Source organism: Citrobacter freundii complex sp. CFNIH4 (assembly GCF_002934505.1).
Lineage (GTDB): Bacteria > Pseudomonadota > Gammaproteobacteria > Enterobacterales > Enterobacteriaceae > Citrobacter > Citrobacter freundii.
The window spans coordinates 2,212,685-2,230,170 of the sequence record NZ_CP026231.1; the positions used below are offsets into that span (position 1 = coordinate 2,212,685).

The 17,486-nt window shown below is 51.7% G+C and carries 18 protein-coding genes and 1 pseudogene; 7 read left to right on the forward strand and 12 right to left on the reverse strand.

Annotated features, from left to right (window positions below):
- Positions 1 to 43: 43 nt before the first annotated feature.
- Positions 44 to 1,519: a glucose-6-phosphate dehydrogenase gene (gene zwf, locus C2U41_RS11395; RefSeq protein ID WP_003034896.1), complete on the reverse strand. Its 1,476-nt coding sequence runs from the start codon at positions 1,517 to 1,519 to the stop codon at positions 44 to 46.
- A gap of 367 nt (positions 1,520 to 1,886) precedes the next feature.
- On the opposite strand from zwf, the gene C2U41_RS11405 reads away from it, so the two are divergent.
- Complete coding sequence (locus tag C2U41_RS11405; RefSeq protein ID WP_103848821.1) at positions 1,887 to 2,756, forward strand: MurR/RpiR family transcriptional regulator; 870 nt, start codon at positions 1,887 to 1,889, stop codon at positions 2,754 to 2,756.
- 118 nt (positions 2,757 to 2,874) lie between these two features.
- The gene (pyk, locus tag C2U41_RS11410; RefSeq protein ID WP_003034890.1) at positions 2,875 to 4,317 is read left to right on the forward strand and encodes a pyruvate kinase; all 1,443 of its coding nucleotides are present in this window, start codon (positions 2,875 to 2,877) and stop codon (positions 4,315 to 4,317) included.
- 43 nt (positions 4,318 to 4,360) lie between these two features.
- Here pyk and lpxM read toward each other — a convergent pair whose 3' ends face one another.
- The 3 genes from lpxM to znuA form a co-directional block, all read right to left on the reverse strand.
- Complete coding sequence (gene lpxM / locus C2U41_RS11415; protein WP_003034887.1) at positions 4,361 to 5,332, reverse strand: lauroyl-Kdo(2)-lipid IV(A) myristoyltransferase; 972 nt, start codon at positions 5,330 to 5,332, stop codon at positions 4,361 to 4,363.
- A gap of 119 nt (positions 5,333 to 5,451) precedes the next feature.
- Positions 5,452 to 6,771 (reverse strand): murein DD-endopeptidase MepM, encoded by a 1,320-nt coding sequence (mepM, locus tag C2U41_RS11420; protein ID WP_003034883.1) that lies wholly within the window; start codon positions 6,769 to 6,771, stop codon positions 5,452 to 5,454.
- A 15-nt stretch (positions 6,772 to 6,786) separates the two neighbouring features.
- Positions 6,787 to 7,731, reverse strand: a complete 945-nt coding sequence (gene znuA, locus C2U41_RS11425; RefSeq protein WP_003844151.1) for a zinc ABC transporter substrate-binding protein ZnuA — start codon at positions 7,729 to 7,731, stop codon at positions 6,787 to 6,789.
- Positions 7,732 to 7,809: 78 nt separating this feature from the next.
- Between znuA and znuC the strand changes: the two genes are divergently transcribed.
- Entirely contained in the window at positions 7,810 to 8,565 is a 756-nt protein-coding gene (gene znuC / locus C2U41_RS11430) for a zinc ABC transporter ATP-binding protein ZnuC (RefSeq protein ID WP_003034877.1), read from the forward strand.
- Complete coding sequence (gene znuB, locus C2U41_RS11435; protein WP_003034874.1) at positions 8,562 to 9,347, forward strand: zinc ABC transporter permease subunit ZnuB; 786 nt, start codon at positions 8,562 to 8,564, stop codon at positions 9,345 to 9,347. The genes znuC and znuB overlap by 4 nt, the downstream gene beginning before the upstream one ends.
- Before the next feature lie 78 nt (positions 9,348 to 9,425).
- Here the strand turns inward: znuB and ruvB are convergent, their stop codons facing one another.
- The 6 genes from ruvB to aspS all read right to left on the reverse strand — a co-directional run bounded on the left by ruvB (position 9,426) and on the right by aspS (position 14,682).
- Positions 9,426 to 10,436, reverse strand: a complete 1,011-nt coding sequence (gene ruvB / locus C2U41_RS11440) for a Holliday junction branch migration DNA helicase RuvB (protein WP_003034872.1) — start codon at positions 10,434 to 10,436, stop codon at positions 9,426 to 9,428.
- Positions 10,437 to 10,444: 8 nt separating this feature from the next.
- Positions 10,445 to 11,056 carry a Holliday junction branch migration protein RuvA gene (gene ruvA / locus C2U41_RS11445; RefSeq protein WP_003034869.1) on the reverse strand — a complete coding sequence of 204 codons (612 nt, stop codon included), beginning with the start codon at positions 11,054 to 11,056 and terminating at the stop codon, positions 10,445 to 10,447.
- An 80-nt stretch (positions 11,057 to 11,136) separates the two neighbouring features.
- Positions 11,137 to 11,658, reverse strand: a complete 522-nt coding sequence (ruvC, locus tag C2U41_RS11450) for a crossover junction endodeoxyribonuclease RuvC (RefSeq protein ID WP_003034867.1) — start codon at positions 11,656 to 11,658, stop codon at positions 11,137 to 11,139.
- 34 nt (positions 11,659 to 11,692) lie between these two features.
- On the reverse strand, positions 11,693 to 12,436 hold the full coding sequence (locus C2U41_RS11455; protein WP_003034865.1) for a YebC/PmpR family DNA-binding transcriptional regulator: 744 nt from the start codon (positions 12,434 to 12,436) through the stop codon (positions 11,693 to 11,695).
- 28 nt (positions 12,437 to 12,464) lie between these two features.
- A complete protein-coding gene (gene nudB, locus C2U41_RS11460) occupies positions 12,465 to 12,908 on the reverse strand; it encodes a dihydroneopterin triphosphate diphosphatase (RefSeq protein WP_103848794.1) in 444 nt (147 codons plus the stop codon).
- A 1-nt stretch (position 12,909) separates the two neighbouring features.
- Positions 12,910 to 14,682 (reverse strand): aspartate--tRNA ligase, encoded by a 1,773-nt coding sequence (gene aspS, locus C2U41_RS11465; protein WP_103848795.1) that lies wholly within the window; start codon positions 14,680 to 14,682, stop codon positions 12,910 to 12,912.
- A gap of 412 nt (positions 14,683 to 15,094) precedes the next feature.
- Here aspS and C2U41_RS11475 point away from each other — a divergent pair, with 412 nt between their 5' ends.
- The 3 genes and pseudogenes from C2U41_RS11475 to C2U41_RS11485 all read left to right on the forward strand — a co-directional run bounded on the left by C2U41_RS11475 (position 15,095) and on the right by C2U41_RS11485 (position 16,254).
- Positions 15,095 to 15,661, forward strand: a complete 567-nt coding sequence (locus C2U41_RS11475; RefSeq protein WP_103848797.1) for a hydrolase — start codon at positions 15,095 to 15,097, stop codon at positions 15,659 to 15,661.
- Positions 15,658 to 15,753 (forward strand): annotated as a pseudogene (locus C2U41_RS29700) (hypothetical protein); the annotation flags it as partial. The gene C2U41_RS11475 and the pseudogene C2U41_RS29700, both read left to right, overlap by 4 nt.
- A 261-nt stretch (positions 15,754 to 16,014) precedes the next feature.
- Positions 16,015 to 16,254 carry a DinI family protein gene (locus C2U41_RS11485; protein WP_000497460.1) on the forward strand — a complete coding sequence of 80 codons (240 nt, stop codon included), beginning with the start codon at positions 16,015 to 16,017 and terminating at the stop codon, positions 16,252 to 16,254.
- 85 nt (positions 16,255 to 16,339) lie between these two features.
- Here the strand turns inward: C2U41_RS11485 and C2U41_RS11490 are convergent, their stop codons facing one another.
- Both C2U41_RS11490 and C2U41_RS11500 read right to left on the reverse strand, forming a co-directional pair.
- Positions 16,340 to 16,750, reverse strand: coding sequence for a hemerythrin domain-containing protein (locus C2U41_RS11490; protein ID WP_048217473.1), 411 nt, complete (start codon positions 16,748 to 16,750; stop codon positions 16,340 to 16,342).
- A 470-nt stretch (positions 16,751 to 17,220) separates the two neighbouring features.
- The gene (locus C2U41_RS11500) at positions 17,221 to 17,451 is read right to left on the reverse strand and encodes a hypothetical protein (protein WP_103848799.1); all 231 of its coding nucleotides are present in this window, start codon (positions 17,449 to 17,451) and stop codon (positions 17,221 to 17,223) included.
- Positions 17,452 to 17,486 lie beyond the last annotated feature (35 nt).

Here is a 17,486-nt window from a genome sequence, read left to right on the forward strand (position 1 = left end):
ATCATGTTACCGGTAAAATAACACCTATGGGCTAGATGATATTTTACTCGAATTCATTCCAGGAACGACCATCACGGGTAATCATGGCCACAGAGGCAACCGGTCCCCAAGTCCCGGCCTGATAAGGCTTCGGCGCGTCGTTGTCCATTGCCCAGGCTTCGGTAATAGAGTCGACCCACTTCCATGCTTCTTCAACTTCATCTCGACGCACAAACAGCGCCTGAATGCCGCGCATCGTTTCAAGCAGCAGACGCTCATAAGCGTCGGCCAGATGTGTTTGATTGAAGGTTTCGGAGTAGCTCAGATCAAGTTTGGTAATTTGCAGGTTATGCTTGTGATCCAGGCCCGGCACTTTATTCAGGACCTGGATATCGACACCCTCATCAGGCTGCAAACGGATGGTCAGCTTGTTCTGTGGCAGGTCCTGCCAGGATTCTCTGAACAGGTTCAGCTCAGGCGTTTTGAAGTAAACCACGACTTCAGAGCACTTGGTCGGTAAACGTTTACCGGTACGCAGGTAGAATGGAACACCCGCCCAGCGCCAGTTATCGATATCCACACGGATTGCCACAAACGTTTCCGTATTGCTGCTCTTGTTCGCACCTTCTTCTTCCAGGTATCCCGGAACTTTTTTGCCCTGGGCAAAACCGGCGGTGTACTGACCGCGAACCGTTTTTTCTCGCACGTTCGAACGATCGATGCGACGCAGTGATTTCAGTACCTTCACTTTTTCATCACGGATGCTGTCAGCGCTCAGATCGGACGGCGGAGACATCGCGATCATGCATAGGATTTGCAGCAGGTGGTTCTGGATCATGTCGCGCATCTGACCGGCCTGGTCAAAGTAGCCCCAGCGCCCTTCAATGCCCACTTCTTCCGCCACGGTAATTTCTACGTGATCGATAGTGCGGTTATCCCAGTTGTTCACAAACAGGGAGTTGGCAAAACGCAGTGCCAACAGGTTCAGTACCGTCTCTTTGCCGAGATAGTGGTCGATACGGTAAACCTGGCACTCTTCGAAATACTCGCCGACCTGATCGTTGATTTCGCGCGATGTTGCCAGTGACGTTCCTAACGGTTTTTCCATCACCACGCGGGCAGGCTTAGCATTCAGCTTTGCTTCACCCAAACCTTTGCAGATTGCGCCAAAAGTGCTTGGCGGCATCGCGAAATAGTTAATAGTGGTACGTGATTTCTGATCCAGCATTTCACCCAGACGGCTAAATGCGGCGGTATCATTGACGTCCAGATTACAAAACTCCAGACGACCGCTGAGGGTCTCCCATAAACCTTCATCGATTTTTTCTTTCATGAAGGTTTCGAGCGCTTCGCGCACAACCTTGGTATAAGCTGCTTTGTCCCAGTCGGCACGCCCAACCCCAATGATACGGGTTTCCGGGTTAATCTGGCCGGCCTTTTCCAGTTGATACAGGGAAGGCAGCAATTTCCGTCGCGCCAGGTCGCCCTTCGCACCGAAAATGACCAGGTCACATGCCTGGGCTGTTTGCGTTACCGCCATGTCATTCTCCTCAATTAAGTGCCTGGTGCTTTTGCCAGACACTGGTTGTAATTTTATTACAGTGCACTGTACTGCTTTTACGTGAATCCGGAAACCGTAAACGCTTATCCAGCCGTGCTGTTACCGCGAACAGCCGCTTTATTGGCGTATAACCCATCAAAATGGATAAAAAAGTCGTATTTTTCGTACCCATGATGAAGTATGAAAATCCGACTCCGATCATGTAATGAAAAAAAACAACAACTATTCTGTCCATTTTGCCCCGTTGCTGCATTAGCAGGGGTAATATCTATACACTAAATTGTGTATCGGTTTCCCCGTATCGCTGAAATCGTTTTTGCCCATGACCCATGAGTCTACCTACATCATGAATATGCTGGAAAAAATCCAGTTAAAACTGGAACATTTGAGCAAGTCAGAGCGTAAAGTCGCCGACATTATTCTTGCCTCTCCCGAGCGGGCAATCCATTCAAGCATCGCCGCACTTGCTGTAGAAGCGAATGTCAGCGAGCCAACGGTGAACCGTTTCTGTCGCAGCATGGACACCCGCGGCTTTCCTGATTTTAAACTGCATCTGGCGCAAAGTCTGGCAAATGGCACCCCTTATGTTAATCGCAATGTGGATGAGGATGACAGCGTAGAATCTTACACGGGGAAAATCTTCGAGTCAGCGATGGCAAGCCTCGACCACGTCCGCCAGTCGCTGGATAACGCGGCGGTAAACCGGGCGGTAGATTTATTAACCCAGGCGAAGAAAATTGCCTTCTTTGGTTTAGGTTCTTCCGCCGCGGTAGCGCATGACGCGATGAATAAATTTTTCCGCTTTAACGTGCCGGTAATTTATTCCGACGATATTGTTCTGCAACGCATGAGTTGTATGAATTGTAGCGACGACGACGTCATTGTGCTTATTTCTCATACCGGAAGAACCAAAAGTATGGTTGAACTGGCGCAGTTAGCGCGGGAAAACGATGCCATGGTTATCGCCCTCACCTCTCCCGGTACGCCACTGGCACGGGAAGCCACGCTGGCAATTACCCTCGATGTACCGGAAGATACTGACATTTATATGCCCATGGTCTCTCGACTTGCTCAACTGACCGTGATAGATGTGCTGGCTACAGGATTTACTTTGCGCCGAGGGGCAAAATTTAGAGATAACTTGAAGCGTGTCAAGGAAGCGCTCAAGGAATCGCGTTTTGATAAAGAATTACTCATCAAGAGTGATGACCGCTAAAAGCAATAACAATGTTCTACCCTTTTATCATCCGGGTTGTTCATTTACCGTTAATGTTTGAGAACGGCCGGATCAATGTTCACGCAACACCAAGTTGTTTCAGTCAACGGAGTATTACATGTCCAGAAGGCTTCGCAGAACCAAAATCGTTACCACGTTAGGCCCGGCAACTGACCGCGATAACAACCTTGAGAAGATTATCGCCGCGGGTGCGAACGTCGTACGTATGAACTTTTCCCACGGCTCTCCAGAAGATCACAAACTGCGGGCGGATAAAGTCCGTGAAATTGCCGCAAAACTGGGACGTCATGTAGCTATTTTGGGTGACCTGCAGGGACCTAAAATCCGCGTATCCACCTTTAAAGAAGGTAAAGTATTTCTTAACGTTGGCGACAAGTTCCTGTTAGACGCCAACCTCGGCAAAGGCGAAGGCGACAAAGAAAAAGTCGGTATTGATTATAAAGGGCTGCCTGCTGACGTCGTGCCTGGCGATATCCTGCTGCTCGACGACGGTCGCGTACAGCTTAAGGTGCTGGAAGTTCAGGGCATGAAAGTCTTCACCGAAGTCACCGTCGGTGGCCCGCTATCCAATAACAAGGGCATCAACAAACTGGGCGGCGGTCTCTCTGCTGAAGCCCTGACCGAAAAAGACAAAGCCGACATCATTACCGCAGCACAAATCAGCGTTGACTATCTGGCTGTCTCCTTCCCGCGCTGCGGCGAAGATCTGAATTATGCCCGCCGTCTGGCGCGTGATGCCGGTTGCGATGCGAAAATTGTCGCCAAAGTAGAACGTGCAGAAGCCGTCTGCGACCAGAATGCGATGGATGACATCATCCTGGCTTCTGACGTAGTGATGGTAGCCCGTGGCGACCTGGGTGTTGAAATCGGTGACCCTGAGCTGGTAGGTATTCAGAAAGCGTTGATTCGTCGCGCGCGCCAGCTGAACCGTGCGGTCATCACCGCTACGCAGATGATGGAGTCGATGATTACCAACCCAATGCCGACTCGTGCGGAAGTGATGGATGTGGCTAACGCCGTCCTCGACGGCACCGATGCCGTGATGCTCTCTGCAGAAACAGCAGCAGGTCAGTACCCGGCGGAAACCGTCGCGGCAATGGCGCGCGTCTGTCTCGGCGCTGAAAAGATCCCGAGCATCAACGTCTCTAAACACCGCCTTGACGTGCAGTTTGATAACGTTGAAGAAGCGATTGCGATGTCAGCGATGTACGCTGCTAACCACCTGAAAGGGGTCACCGCTATCATCGCAATGACGGAGTCCGGTCGCACTGCGCTGATGACTTCTCGTATCAGTTCCGGTCTGCCGATTTTCGCGATGTCCCGTCATGAGCGTACGCTGAATCTGACCTCCCTGTACCGCGGTGTCACCCCGGTTCACTTCGACAGCGAAACTGACGGCGTCGTTGCCGCCAATGAAGCGGTGAACCTGCTGCGCGATAAAGGCTACCTGGTTTCTGGTGACCTGGTGATCGTGACCCAGGGCGATGTGATGAGCACCATTGGCTCAACCAATACCACGCGTATCCTGACCGTAGAATAAGTCGCTTAAATGTAAAAAAGCCTCTCGTTTGAGAGGCTTTTTTTTATTTCTTCGGATAGAGATCTTTGCGCTTATAGGGCTCAATCTCGCCGGGTTTACGTGTCTTAAGCAGTTTCAGAATCCAGGTGTATTGTTCGACATGAGGCGTGACAAAAATCTCCACCTCTTCGTTCATCCGTCTGGCAATGGTGTGGTCATCCGCCGTCAGGATGTCATCCATCGGTGGACGAACATGGATCGTCAGGCGGTGCGTTCTCCCATCGTATACGGGGAACAGCGGTACCACGCGCGCGTGGCAGACTTTCATCAGACGGCCAATCGCCGGTAACGTTGCTTTATAGGTAGCAAAAAAATCGACAAACTCGCTGTGTTCAGGTCCATGGTCCTGATCCGGCAGGTAGTATCCCCAATATCCCTGACGGACAGACTGAATAAACGGTTTGATGCCATCATTACGCGCATGCAAACGACCACCAAAGCGACGGCGTACCGTGTTCCAGACGTAATCGAATACCGGGTTCCCCTGATTGTGGAACATCGCCGCCATTTTCTGTCCCTGGGACGCCATCAGCATCGCCGGGATATCTACACCCCAGCCATGTGGAACGAGAAAAATAACTTTTTCATCGTTGCGCCGCATCTCTTCGATGATTTCCAGGCCTTGCCAGTCAACACGGTTTTGAATCTTCTCCGGGCCACGTATTGCTAATTCAGCCATCATGACCATCGCCTGAGGCGCAGTTGCATACATATCATCAACAATGGCTTCACGCTCAGCTTCGCTACGTTCAGGAAAGCAGAGGGATAAATTGATCAATGCTCTGCGACGGGAGCTTTTTCCCAGTCTTCCGGCGAGCCGTCCGAGTTTTGCCAGAATCGGATCACGAAATGACGCAGGTGTTAACGCAATCCCAGCTATCGCCGCCACCCCCAGCCAGGCACCCCAGTAGCGCGGATGGCGAAATGATTTGTGAAACTCAGGGATATACTCAATATTCTTTTTTTTCGTTTCCATGCTCTTCCAGTGTCTGGTGCCGCGAAAAGTAAATCTGCTGATAGTGTAGCGGCGCACCGTGCGCCGTACAAAATAAAAAAGCCGGCACGCATAGCGTACCGGCTTTGTCAGTGTGCTAATTAATCAAAACGTAGCTGAGGCATAACCTCTTTCACCTGCGCCAGGTAATCGGTGCGATCCGAGCCGGTCAGACCCTCTGTACGCGGCAGTTTTGCCGTCAAAGGGTTCACGGCCTGCTGGTTAACCCATACTTCATAGTGCAGATGCGGCCCCGTTGAACGCCCGGTGTTACCTGACAGCGCGATACGATCGCCACGTTTCACTTTTTGACCTGGTTTCACCAACAGCTTACGCAGGTGCATATAACGCGTGGTGTAGGTGCGACCATGACGAACCGCAACATAGTATCCGGCAGCGCCGCTACGCTTCGCTACAACCACTTCACCATCGCCCACCGACAGTACCGGCGTCCCCTGCGGCATCGCAAAGTCGACACCTTTGTGCGGCGCTACGCGTCCAGTCACCGGATTCAGGCGACGCGGGTTAAAGTTCGAGGAAATACGGAACTGTTTCGCCGTCGGGAAACGCATGAAGCCTTTCGCCAGCCCGGTACCGTTACGGTCATAGAACTTACCGTCTGCAGCACGGATGGCATAATAGTCTTTGCCTTCAGAACGTAAACGCACGCCCAGCAGTTGGCTTTGCTCGCGCTTGCCGTCCAGCATTTCGCGAGACATCAGCACCGAGAACTCATCGCCTTTTTTCAGTTTGCGGAAATCCATCTGCCACTGCATGGCCTTAATCACTGCGCTGATTTCAGAGCTGGTCAGCCCGGCATCTTTGGCGCTGGCGACGAAGCTTCCGCCCACAGTGCCTTTGATACGACTGTTAACCCAATCGCCCTGCTGCATTTCGCTGCTCATTTTGAAACCCGTCGCAGTGCGATCGTAAGTACGGGTTTCACGGCGGGATACTTCCCAGGTCAGACGCTGCAGGTCACCTTCCGCGCTTAAGGTCCATGAAAGCTGCTGACCAATTTTCAGATTACGCAGCTCTTTATCGGAAGCAGCGAGTTGACTGATATCGCCCATATCGATGCCGTACTGATTCAGAATACTGCTCAGCGTATCGCCAGTGGAGACGACATACTCATGCACACCGGCTTCACCAGACGTTTTGTCATCCAGTTCATCCTGTGGAATGGCTTCGTCTTCTTGTGCAGCCTGATCAATAGGTTCGCTTGCCTCAGGTAACAGTGAACGAATCTCGCTTTTTTCCAGCTCGATAGTTTTAACGATGGGTGCAGAATCGGGATGGTAAACATAAGGCCGCCAGACGGCGACGGCCAATGTCAGTACGGTAAGCGACCCCAGCATAACACGATGGGGTCGCGGCAGATTATTAAATGCCAGAGCGACAGAGCGGGCTATCTGTTGCACGTATTCACTTCCTCATTAATCTCCTTTCAGGCAGCTCGCATACTGGTTGGCTAATTGGTTCAAAAACGCTGAATAGCTTGTTTTACCCAGTTTGATATTCGTACCGAGCGGATCCAACGTTCCCATTCGAACGGATGTCCCTCTCGCGACGGCTTCAACGACCGCTGGCCTGAACTGTGGCTCAGCAAAAACGCAGGTTGCTTTTTGCTCAACCAACTGTGTTCTTATTTCATGTAAACGCTGCGCACCAGGTTGAATCTCAGGGTTCACGGTAAAGTGACCAAGCGGTGTTAGTCCGTAGTGTTTTTCGTAGTAGCCATAGGCGTCATGAAAAACGAAATAACCTTTTCCCTTGAGCGGTGCGAGCTCGTTACCTACCTGCTTATCGGTTGCGGCTAATTGTGCCTCAAAATCCTTCAGGTTGGCGTCAAGTTTGGCTCGACTTTGCGGCATAAGTTCCACTAATTTTTCATGGATTGCAACCGCTGAGGCCCGCGCTATCTCTGGGGAAAGCCAAAGATGCATGTTGTAATCGCCGTGATGGTGATGCTCGTCACTTTTTTCACTGCCAGCATCATTGTGTCCATGATCGTCATCGTCGTCGTCAGCACCTTTCATGAGTAACGGTTTCACGTCATTGAGCTGCGCAATCGTTACCTGTTTCGCGTTAGGAATATTCTTGACTGACTTTTCCATAAACGCTTCCATCTCAGGTCCAATCCAAACGACTAAGTCCGCGCCCTGTAAGCGTTTTACGTCTGATGGTCGCAGTGAATAGTCGTGTTCGGAAGCCCCGTCAGGCAGCAAAACTTCAGTGTCTGTTACCCCGTCCGCAATGGCCGAAGCAATAAATCCCAGCGGCTTGAGCGAGGCCACCACAGCAGCATTTGCTGCCTGTGTTGCACTACCCCAAAGAGCAGCGGATAATGCTGCGAAAAGAAGCGTATTTTTATGTAACATAATGCGACCAATCATCGTAATGAATGTAAGAAATGTGATATTATAACATTCTATAACTTCTGCAAGACTAAAATTGATATGACGACTTTGGTTTCACTGGAAAATGTCTCGGTCTCTTATGGTCAACGCCGCGTCCTGTCTGACGTATCGCTTGAACTTCGACCCGGTAAAATTTTAACGCTTCTCGGCCCAAATGGTGCAGGGAAGTCTACGCTGGTGCGCGTTGTATTAGGACTGGTAGCGGCTGATGAGGGAGTTATCAAGCGTAATGGCCAATTGCGGATTGGCTATGTACCGCAAAAACTGTACCTCGATACTACGCTTCCGCTGACGGTAAGTCGGTTTATGCGCTTACGTCCCGGCACCAAAAAAGAGGATATCCTTCCGGCACTGAAGCGCGTTCAGGCCGGACATCTGATGAATGCGCCGATGCAAAAGCTCTCTGGCGGGGAAACGCAACGCGTCCTGTTAGCCCGTGCTTTATTGAATAAACCTCAGCTACTGGTGCTAGATGAGCCGACCCAGGGCGTGGATGTCAATGGGCAGGTCGCACTGTACGACCTTATCGACCAGTTGCGACGTGAACTGGATTGCGCCGTACTGATGGTTTCCCATGACCTGCATCTGGTGATGGCCAAAACCGATGAAGTACTGTGCCTGAACCATCATATTTGCTGTTCCGGTGCACCGGAAGTGGTTTCCATGCACCCGGAATTCATCTCAATGTTCGGGCAACGCGGCGCCGAACAACTCGGAATTTACCGTCATAATCACAACCACCGCCACGATTTACAGGGTCGTATCGTCTTACGCCGGGGAAATGGTCACTCATGATTGAATTGTTATTACCCGGTTGGTTAGCCGGGATCATGCTGGCCTGTGCTGCTGGCCCACTCGGCTCGTTTGTGGTCTGGCGTCGAATGTCTTATTTCGGTGATACGCTGGCCCACGCTTCGCTGCTGGGAGTCGCCTTTGGCCTGCTGCTGGATGTAAACCCTTTCTATGCGGTTATCGCCGTCACTTTGTTGCTGGCTGGCGGTCTGGTATGGCTTGAAAAGCGCCCTCACCTTGCGATCGATACCTTACTGGGCATTATGGCGCATAGTGCATTGTCGCTGGGGCTGGTTGTCGTCAGCCTGATGTCCAACATCCGTGTGGATCTGATGGCTTACCTGTTTGGTGATTTGCTCGCCGTGACGCCTGAAGATCTTATCTCCATCGCCATCGGCGTGGTTATTGTTCTGGCGATTCTGTTCTGGCAGTGGCGTAACCTGCTGTCGATGACCATCAGTCCGGATCTGGCATTTGTCGATGGCGTGAAGCTGCAACGCGTGAAGCTGCTGCTGATGCTGGTTACGGCGTTAACGATTGGCGTGGCGATGAAGTTTGTCGGGGCGTTGATTATCACCTCGCTGCTTATTATCCCTGCGGCGACCGCCCGTCGCTTTGCCCGTACGCCGGAACAGATGGCAGGAGTTGCCGTTGGTGTGGGAATGATAGCGGTTACAGGTGGGCTGACCTTCTCGGCCTTCTATGACACCCCGGCAGGTCCCTCTGTGGTGCTGTGTGCCGCGCTGCTGTTTATTTTCAGCATGATGAAAAAGCAAGCGAGCTAAGCATGCGTTGCCCGGCGGCGCTGCGCTTACCGGGCCTACAAAATCGCCCAGGCCTTATAAGCGTAGCGACATCATGCATTAAGGCATCTGTGGCGGCGTAATGCCAAAATGGTTCCAGGCGCGCACGGTTGCCATACGTCCACGCGGCGTACGCTGCAGAAAACCTTGCTGAATCAGATATGGCTCAAGCACGTCCTCAATGGTTTCACGCTCTTCCCCGATCGCCGCTGCCAGGTTATCCAGTCCGACCGGTCCGCCAAAGAATTTGTCGATAACCGCCAGCAGCAACTTACGGTCCATATAATCAAATCCTTCCGCATCCACATTGAGCATATCCAGCGCCTGAGCGGCGATATCTGCTGAAATCGTGCCGTCATGCTTCACTTCGGCGAAATCACGTACCCGGCGTAATAAGCGGTTGGCGATACGCGGCGTACCGCGAGCGCGGCGTGCCACTTCCAGCGCGCCTTCATCGCTCATTTCCAGGCCCATAAAACGCGCACTGCGTCCTACAATGTGCTGCAGATCAGCCACCTGATAGAATTCCAGGCGCTGTACAATACCAAAACGGTCACGCAACGGAGACGTTAACGACCCGGCGCGCGTCGTCGCCCCGATTAGCGTAAACGGTGGCAGATCGATCTTGATCGAACGTGCAGCCGGCCCTTCACCAATCATGATATCCAGCTGATAATCTTCCATCGCCGGATACAGCACCTCTTCCACCACCGGTGAAAGACGATGGATTTCATCGATAAACAGCACATCGTGGGGTTCAAGGTTGGTAAGCATTGCCGCCAGGTCACCCGCTTTTTCCAGTACCGGACCGGACGTGGTGCGCAGATTAACGCCCATTTCATTGGCGACAATATTGGCAAGCGTGGTTTTACCAAGACCTGGAGGACCGAAAATCAGCAGGTGATCGAGAGCGTCACCACGCAGCTTCGCCGCCTGGATAAAAATCTCCATTTGCGAACGGACCTGAGGCTGGCCAATATACTCTTCCAGCAATTTAGGGCGGATCGCACGATCCACCAGGTCTTCAGGGGTCGTGCTGACAGCCGAAATCAGGCGATCTGCTTCAATCATCCTTTACCTCACAATGCCGCGCGAAGCGCTTCACGAATCAGGGTTTCACTGCTGGCATCAGGGCGGGCAATTTTGCTCACCATGCGGCTGGCTTCTTGTGGTTTATAGCCCAACGCTACCAGCGCAGCAACCGCTTCCTGCTCGGCGTCGTCCGTTGTCGGACTGGCCGGAGAGGTCAGAACCAGATCCGCCGCCGGGGTAAAGAGGTCACCATGCAGGCCTTTAAAGCGGTCTTTCATTTCAACAATCAAACGCTCTGCGGTTTTCTTACCAATGCCCGGTAATTTCACTAACGCGCCAAGCTCTTCGCGCTCAACGGCATTAACAAACTGCTGCGCAGACATTCCGGAGAGGATCGCCAGCGCCAGCTTCGGCCCCACGCCATTGGTTTTGATTAACTCTTTAAACAGCGTGCGCTCTTGCTTGTTGTTAAAGCCATACAGCAGTTGAGCGTCTTCACGCACCACAAAATGGGTGAAGATAATCGCTTCCTGCCCGGCTTCCGGCAACTCGTAGAAACAGGTCATCGGCATATGCACTTCATAGCCTACCCCACCCGTTTCCAGAAGGACCAACGGGGGTTGTTTTTCAATAATGATGCCTCTGAGTCTGCCTATCACGTGACGCTCCTGCGTTAAGGGCTAAAAGGTAATGCGCTATCATAAAAAAAGGCTGGATAGATATCCAGCCTCATTTGTCACTAACGTAATCGACCTCGCGCCAGATTCAGCCTCGACTCGCTCATTTGCATGGCATTCTGACTGACATGGCAGTGGGTAATAGCTATCGCCAGCGCATCCGCGGCGTCCGCTTGCGGATTCGCCGGGAGTTTTAGCAGCGTGCGCACCATATGCTGGACCTGGCTTTTTTCCGCACTACCGATCCCCACCACAGTCTGTTTTACCTGGCGGGCCGCGTATTCAAAGACCGGTAGATCCTGATTGGTCGCCGCAACGATTGCCACGCCGCGTGCCTGTCCAAGCTTTAGCGCCGAGTCAGCGTTCTTCGCCATAAAGACCTGCTCAATGGCAAAATAGTCCGGCTGGAACTGGGTGATGATTTCCGTCACGCCCGCGTAAATTAACTTCAGACGTGACGGGAGATCGTCGACTTTGGTGCGGATACAACCGCTGCCGAGGTAGGTCAGCTGTCTGCCGACCTGACGAATAACGCCATAACCGGTGATGCGCGACCCCGGGTCAATGCCGAGAATGATAGACATCACGCACCTCCTGTCAGGTTGCGGTACAGCCACCTCATTCTAAGGTAGCTGCAACCTCATCAGAGATCTCGCCGTTATGGTAAACTTCCTGCACGTCGTCGCAGTCTTCCAGCATATCGATCAGACGCAACAACTTCGGCGCTGTTTCTGCATCCATATCTGCTTTGGTGGATGGAATCATAGACACTTCAGCCGCGTCCGCTTTCAGACCTGCCGCTTCCAGCGCGTCACGCACTTTACCCATCTCTTCCCACGCGGTGTAAACGTCAATTGCGCCGTCGTCGAAGGTCACCACGTCTTCAGCACCTGCTTCCAGCGCCGCTTCCATGATGGCGTCTTCGTCGCCTTGTTCAAAGGAGATCACGCCTTTTTTGCTGAACAGGTAAGCCACGGAACCGTCGGTACCGAGGTTGCCGCCCGTTTTCGTGAACGCGTGACGCACTTCCGCAACAGTACGGTTACGGTTGTCAGACAGACATTCAATCATAACGGCTGTACCGCCAGGACCATAACCTTCATAGATGATGGTTTCCATGTTGGAATCTTCATCACCACCCACACCGCGCGCGATTGCACGGTTCAGGGTGTCACGGGTCATGTTGTTAGCCAGCGCTTTATCAACCGCTGCACGCAGACGCGGGTTAGCGTCCGGATCGCCGCCGCCGAGTTTTGCCGCCGTCACCAGCTCACGAATTATTTTGGTGAAAATTTTACCGCGTTTAGCATCCTGCGCTGCTTTACGGTGTCTGGTGTTGGCCCATTTACTATGACCTGCCATAAATAATATCTCCAAAAAGCGCGCCTTTTCAGGCGACGTTAATTACAAACTCTTCAATCGCCTGCCGGTTACTCCACGACTTGGTTAATTGGGCGGCTTCAACCGCATTAACCCAACGATAGGTCAGATGTTCGGTGAACACGATCTCTCGTTCTGAGGGAAGTGCCAGGCAAAACCAGGATTCAGTATTTCTTTCAATTCCCGGTGCATAGCGATGACGTAAATGGCTAAAAATCTCAAACTCCACCGTGCGCTGACAGTCAATTAAGGTCAGTTGCTCAGATGCAACATCAATGACGACCTCTTCCTTTACTTCGCGCATAGCGGCTTGCGACGCGGTTTCACCCTCTTCAAGGCTGCCGGTGACCGACTGCCAGAAATCAGGATCGTCGCGTCGCTGTAACATCAGCACTCTCCCGGTGTCCTTTGCATAAATCACGACTAACACCGAGACAGGCTGTTTGTATCTCATATCAGTTATTCTCGGCCTTCTTAACAACCTGAATGCTCAGTTCCGCCAGCGCAGCTTCGTTGGCAAAGCTCGGCGCTTCAGTCATCAGACACGCTGCAGCAGTGGTTTTCGGGAAAGCAATAACGTCACGAATGTTGTCAGTACCGGTCAGCAGCATAGTCAGACGGTCCAGACCAAACGCCAGGCCCGCATGCGGTGGTGTACCATATTTTAGCGCATCCAGCAGGAAGCCGAATTTCTCACGCTGCTCTTGCTCGTTAATGCCCAGAATACCGAATACGGTCTGCTGCATGTCGCCGTTGTGAATACGCACGGAACCGCCGCCCACTTCGTAGCCGTTGATTACCATATCGTATGCGTTAGCAACCGCGTCTTCCGGCGCAGCTTTCAGCTCAGCAGCCGTCATATCTTTCGGCGCGGTGAACGGGTGGTGCATTGCGGTCAGTCCGCCTTCACCATCGTCTTCAAACATTGGGAAGTCGATAACCCACAGCGGAGCCCATTTGGCTTCGTCGGTAATATTCAGGTCTTTACCCAGTTTCAGACGCAGCGCGCCCATCGCGTCGGCAACCACTTTCTTGTTGTCGGCACCGAAGAAAATCATGTCGCCGTCTTGCGCACCGGTACGCGCCAGAATCGCTTCCACCATTTCTGCGTTCAGGAACTTAGCAACCGGGCTGGTGATACCTTCCAGACCTTTCGCACGCTCGGTGACTTTGATGTAAGCCAGACCTTTCGCACCGTAAATCTTAATAAAGTTACCGTAATCGTCAATTTGCTTACGGCTCAGTGCGGCACCGCCCGGTACACGCAGAGCAGCTACGCGGCCTTTCGCATCGTTTGCCGGACCAGAGAACACTGCGAACTCAACGTCTTTCACCAGATCGGCAACGTCAACCAGCTCCATCGGGTTACGCAGGTCTGGTTTATCGGAACCGTAACGACGCTCAGCTTCGGCAAAGGTCATGATCGGGAAATCACCCAGATCCACCCCTTTAACTTCCAGCCACAGATTACGCACCAGCGCTTCCATCACTTCACGCACCTGCGGTGCGGTCATGAAGGAAGTCTCAACGTCGATCTGGGTAAATTCAGGCTGACGGTCAGCACGTAAGTCTTCATCACGGAAGCATTTTACGATCTGATAGTAGCGGTCAAAGCCAGACATCATCAGCAGCTGTTTAAACAACTGAGGTGATTGCGGTAGCGCGTAGAATTTACCTTTATGTACGCGAGAAGGTACCAGGTAATCGCGCGCGCCTTCCGGCGTCGCTTTGGTCAGCATCGGTGTTTCGATGTCGAGGAAGCCGTGGTCGTCCATAAAACGACGCACCAGACTGGTAATTTTGGCACGCGTTTTCAGGCGCTGCGCCATTTCAGGGCGACGCAGATCTAAATAGCGATACTTCAGTCGCGCTTCTTCGGTGTTGACGTGGTTAGAGTCCAACGGCAGCGAGTCTGAACGGTTGATGATGGTCAGATCGGAGGCCAGCACTTCAATTTCGCCCGTCGCCATCTCGGCGTTGACGTTTTTCGCGTCACGCGCACGCACGGTGCCCGTAACCTGGATGCAGAACTCATTACGCAGTTCGGAGGCCAGCTTTAACGCGTCCGCACGGTCCGGATCGAAAAATACCTGCACGATACCTTCGCGGTCGCGCATATCGATAAAGATCAGGCTACCAAGATCACGACGACGGTTGACCCAACCACACAGAGTCACCTGCTGCCCCTCGTGGGACAGACGTAGCTGTCCGCAATATTCTGTACGCATGAGATATCCCTTAACTTTGCCGCAGGCGGATTGTCACCTGTCTCGCAGATGACGAAGTCGCAGCTTTAGCTGAATGTCACAACTGAATGAAAAAAGGCGGCTATTATACTGGAAATTCTGCCGCACGATAAGAGCCTATCCCAGTAGGCTATCTTATTTGCCATTTTACCCTTGGGCAGTGCTCACAATCCTCACGTACTTCATGTACGCTGTGGTTGTTCCGCGCTGTCCGCGGACAAACTGGCGGCAACAATTACGCTTACTGGGATAGACTCTACGTCCGGTACTGACTGTACGCCTGTTTCCTGGACGGGCATTGCGTAATCTCACAAAAAATAACAAAAATTGTCGCCCCTTTCACACTGATTCGCGCTTAAGGTGTAACGGAATTCTATTTTTTACTGGAGTGAACATGCTGGAACTGAACGCAAAAACAACTGCCCTTGTCGTGATTGACTTACAGGAAGGGATCCTGCCTTTCGCTGGCGGACCTCATACGGCACACGCTGTGATTGCCCGCACCGCGCAGTTGGCGGAAAAATTCCGTACCCACGGTTCCCCGGTGGTAATGGTGCGCGTCGGGTGGTCTGACGATTACGCCGAAGCGCTGAAACAACCAGTAGATGCTCAGACTCCAGCAAAAGCGTTGCCCGAAAACTGGTGGGATTACCCGGCTGCTCTGGGTAAATGCACCAGCGACCTCGAAGTAACCAAACGCCAGTGGGGCGCATTCTACGGCACCGATCTGGAATTACAGCTGCGTCGCCGGGGTATCGATACCATCGTCCTGTGCGGCATCTCTACGAACATTGGCGTTGAGTCGACGGCGCGAAATGCGTGGGAGCTGGGTTTCAGTCTTATCATTGCAGAGGATGCCTGTAGTGCCGCCAGTGCTGAGCAACACCTGGGCAGCATGACTCACATTTTCCCCCGCATTGCGCGCGTTCGCAGCGTGGAAGAGATTTTGCAAGCGCTATGATCTATATCGGTTTACCCCAGTGGTCGCATCCAAAATGGGTGCGTTTGGGGATCACAAGCCTTGAAGAGTATGCCCGCCACTTTAACTGCGTGACGCGGTAATTTTTAAAATCACTAAAGAACGCCCAAGAGCATGTGTTTTCTTTAGGTTAATCAGTGCATTATAAGACGCCTCCATATGAAATTCGGTTAAGTTCATATGAGTTAAAATGTCCCAACCATGCCCCAAAACTGGCATTTATGCCCCATACATGCCCCAAAAACCTTCCTTAAAAAGCTACGTGCCCAACCGTTGACACTGTATAAATAAACAGTATAAATTGCGTGCAAAATCATTGTTGCTTTGGAGGCGGTATGTTCGTTGAGTTGGTGTACGACAAACGGAATGTTGAAGGATTAACAGGTGCCAGAGAAATAATTCTGAATGAGTTAACAAAGCGAGTGCACCGGATCTTTCCGGATGCAGAAGTGAAGGTTAAGCCGATGCAGGCGAACGGCTTAAACAGCGATGCCAGCAAAAGCGATCGGGAGAAGCTGAACCGCATGCTGGAGGAAATGTTTGAAGAATCCGATATGTGGTTAGTTTCGGAGTAGTGCCAGCTTTTACCAAGTCCTTTTCATACCTTTCTGGATACGGGAAACCAAATTCCCGTATTGGATGAACCATTGCCGCCCTTTTTTAAAGCTGCTCTACCAGCGGATAAAAATTATGATCCTCGCGCTGCATTCGTTCATGCACCTTGCGCAACACTACATTCGCGTCGCGGCGAAATGCCTCGTCACAATTGATAAGCTTATTTGCCGTATTCCAGCGACGGGAAAACTTTTCATACTCGGCAACAATATCAGCCATCTCGCGCTGAAAATTTACGCTCATTGTTTTTAGCTTTTGATCGTTCACCTTTTCCAGATAAGGATATAAAAACTGATCTTCGGCAGAAAGGTGTACTTTAATCACAGAACTCATACTGATAACGGTTTGAGCGATTTCTTGCGCATGAGCCGTCACACCCGCCCGGCTAAGCTCCCTGAGGCGGCTAATTTTATGGATAATCTCGGCATGCTGGATCTTCATTTTATCAATATTCACTGGGGAATCCCTTAATGAGCTTTGCAATTTATAACATATATACTAAATGCATCTTTAAAAATAAGCAACCTGAGTTGTTTTTATTAAATTTTATAAATTTACGTTATGTAAATACATAATAAACAAAATTTGAATGCAAATATAAAGAGATCTATTGCCAATCTTCGGAATTTTTCTATCGTACATATGTCTCAAAACTGCGCCAATGCCGCCTCAGGAGATATCGCAGCATCAGTGCTGTTGATAAAGTGCGTCACCCGCCTCATAACCTCAGCCTCTTCAGCTGCATCACCTTCGATCGCTTCGCCGTCATCCGTGATTAATGCCCTGCCCCTGAGTTTCGCAAACTGCGTTCGACCGCCAGGAGAACCCTCCACACCACGGCATGTTGGCGCGCTTCCCTGCGCCGAACTGCGCGATCCAGCGATACTCAGCCTGGGTGTGCTCGCAGGGGATACGCCGCTAGCAGCCTATTGCGCTCCCATTAATCGCTGATCTGATGTAGCGATTAAATTACTGCATTGAATGTGGCCACCTAGTATTGATTGTCCGTGACAGTTTCCGAGTATGACAAGGGAGTTTTCTTGCGACTGTCTCTGCCTGCTAATGTGTTCAATAATCGGCGCGGCAATATTGTATGGCAACTGCTCAAGCGCCTGATTTATCACCTGCATCTGCTGATCGTTTAATTCAATTTTCATATTCACCTCTGTTAGGATGTAAAATAAAACCCGCC

What these genes read in the sequence shown, in the direction of transcription:
- C2U41_RS11500 (WP_103848799.1), bottom strand. Translation starts at nt 17,451, where the DNA reads ATGAAAATTGAATTAAACGATCAGCAGATGCAGGTGATAAATCAGGCG.
- znuB (WP_003034874.1), top strand. Translation starts at nt 8,562, where the DNA reads ATGATTGAATTGTTATTACCCGGTTGGTTAGCCGGGATCATGCTGGCC.
- lpxM (WP_003034887.1), bottom strand. Translation starts at nt 5,332, where the DNA reads ATGGAAACGAAAAAAAAGAATATTGAGTATATCCCTGAGTTTCACAAA.
- znuA (WP_003844151.1), bottom strand. Translation starts at nt 7,731, where the DNA reads ATGTTACATAAAAATACGCTTCTTTTCGCAGCATTATCCGCTGCTCTT.
- nudB (WP_103848794.1), bottom strand. Translation starts at nt 12,908, where the DNA reads ATGAGATACAAACAGCCTGTCTCGGTGTTAGTCGTGATTTATGCAAAG.
- znuC (WP_003034877.1), top strand. Translation starts at nt 7,810, where the DNA reads ATGACGACTTTGGTTTCACTGGAAAATGTCTCGGTCTCTTATGGTCAA.
- C2U41_RS11455 (WP_003034865.1), bottom strand. Translation starts at nt 12,436, where the DNA reads ATGGCAGGTCATAGTAAATGGGCCAACACCAGACACCGTAAAGCAGCG.
- aspS (WP_103848795.1), bottom strand. Translation starts at nt 14,682, where the DNA reads ATGCGTACAGAATATTGCGGACAGCTACGTCTGTCCCACGAGGGGCAG.
- C2U41_RS11475 (WP_103848797.1), top strand. Translation starts at nt 15,095, where the DNA reads ATGCTGGAACTGAACGCAAAAACAACTGCCCTTGTCGTGATTGACTTA.
- zwf (WP_003034896.1), bottom strand. Translation starts at nt 1,519, where the DNA reads ATGGCGGTAACGCAAACAGCCCAGGCATGTGACCTGGTCATTTTCGGT.
- pyk (WP_003034890.1), top strand. Translation starts at nt 2,875, where the DNA reads ATGTCCAGAAGGCTTCGCAGAACCAAAATCGTTACCACGTTAGGCCCG.
- C2U41_RS11405 (WP_103848821.1), top strand. Translation starts at nt 1,887, where the DNA reads ATGAATATGCTGGAAAAAATCCAGTTAAAACTGGAACATTTGAGCAAG.
- ruvB (WP_003034872.1), bottom strand. Translation starts at nt 10,436, where the DNA reads ATGATTGAAGCAGATCGCCTGATTTCGGCTGTCAGCACGACCCCTGAA.
- C2U41_RS11485 (WP_000497460.1), top strand. Translation starts at nt 16,015, where the DNA reads ATGTTCGTTGAGTTGGTGTACGACAAACGGAATGTTGAAGGATTAACA.
- ruvC (WP_003034867.1), bottom strand. Translation starts at nt 11,658, where the DNA reads ATGTCTATCATTCTCGGCATTGACCCGGGGTCGCGCATCACCGGTTAT.